Annotated in this window: 1 protein-coding gene and 1 tRNA gene; both read left to right on the top strand. The window is 56.1% G+C overall.

The window, feature by feature from the left end; all coding sequences use genetic code 11:
- On the top strand, positions 1-961 hold a 961-nt coding region (locus MOST_RS13250; RefSeq protein ID WP_245909669.1), incomplete at its 5' end, for a rhamnulokinase.
- A 152-nt stretch (positions 962-1113) separates the two neighbouring features.
- Positions 1114-1188, top strand: a tRNA-Gly gene (locus MOST_RS13245).
- The last annotated feature ends 312 nt before the right edge of the window (positions 1189-1500 follow it).

The following is a 1500-nucleotide window of genomic DNA, read 5'->3' as shown; positions in this document are numbered from 1 at the left end:
CGAGTTTACCATCGCCAGTACCACCCAGATGTACAACCCCCGTACCGGCACCTGGGCCAACGGTATGCTGGAAAAGTTAGGGTTACCGGTTAACCTGCTCCCGGCCATCAACCCGCCGGGGACGATTATAGGCCGCCTCTTACCCCGGGTGGCCCGGGAAACGGGAGCCGGGGAGATACCCGTCATTGTCCCCGGTAGCCACGATACGGCCAGTGCCGTAGCAGCCGTGCCGGCAACAGGGCCGGACTACCTGTACATCAGCTGCGGCACCTGGTCTTTAGTAGGGGTGGAGGTCAAGGAACCGGTAATTAACGAGCAAACTCTTAGCCTGAACTTTACCAACGAAGGCGGGGTAGGTGGTACCTTCCGGCTCCTCAAGAATGTCACCGGCCTGTGGCTAGTCCAGGAGTGCCGCCGTACCTGGGAGCGACAGGGGGAAGCTTTAAGCTATGGCGAGCTTACGGCCCTGGCCCGGGAAGCCAATCCCTTGACGGCAGTTATCGACCCGGATCACCCGGCCTTCCTGAACCCCGAAGACATGCCGGCGGCCATCCAGGGCTACTGCCGGGAAACGGGCCAGCCGGTGCCTCAGACTAAAGGCGAGATCGTCAGGTGCGCCCTGGAGAGCCTGGCCCTGAAATACCGCTGGGTGCTGGAAAAGCTGGAGAGTATCCTGGGGAAGAAACTGCCGGTCATCCACATGGTGGGCGGCGGTACGCAAAATGAGCTCCTCTGCCAGTTTACCGCCAGCGCCACCGGACGCCCGGTGGTGGCCGGCCCGGTGGAAGCCACGGCCGCAGGCAACCTCCTGGTCCAGGCCATGGCCATGGGGGAAGTTGAGGACTTAGCCGCAGCCCGGGAAATCGTCCGCCGTTCTTTTGACCTGAAAACCTATGAAGCGGAAAAGACAGGGGCGTGGGAGGAAAAGTATGAGGCATTTGTTAAGCTGCTGGCATGGTAGTACTACCAGGGCCGCATGGCAAAAAATGTGGCCGTAAAATTCAAGAAAGCGATTCTGGGGCTAAAGTAGAAAAGGAACCATCGCCCAGGAGGTTTATTAAACTAAACTAAACTTGACAAAAGAAAAGGAAGGGGGTAAAATAAATTACACATGCGGAAGTAGCTCAGTGGTAGAGCATCGGCTTCCCAAGCCGAGGGTCGCGGGTTCGAATCCCGTTTTCCGCTCCAGTAAAATCAAGGGTTCCGGTCAGCAAGATAGGTGCCGGGGCCCTTTTTTATTGCCCGCTTGGTGCCCGGGCTTTGGAGCCCAGCACGTCACCGTCATTCTTTTCTATTAGAAGCGCATGTATTTATGGTCTTTTTCTACCTGCCTGGTAATAAACTCCCTATAAAAATACGGGTAGGAGCACAAAATAGACATAATGGAAGGGCCAGCCCCACAGTAGCGATACGTAGGTTATATTGGTACAATAGAGACCAATACAGAGCTACAAGCTAAGGAGGCTGGCAAGATGAATTATACCACATATGTAGGGCTGG

It is taken from the genome of Neomoorella stamsii, assembly GCF_002995805.1.
GTDB lineage: Bacteria > Bacillota > DSM-521 > Neomoorellales > Neomoorellaceae > Neomoorella > Neomoorella stamsii.
The sequence above is the reverse complement of the archived record's forward strand: the minus strand, read 5'-3'. Positions and strand labels throughout refer to the sequence as shown.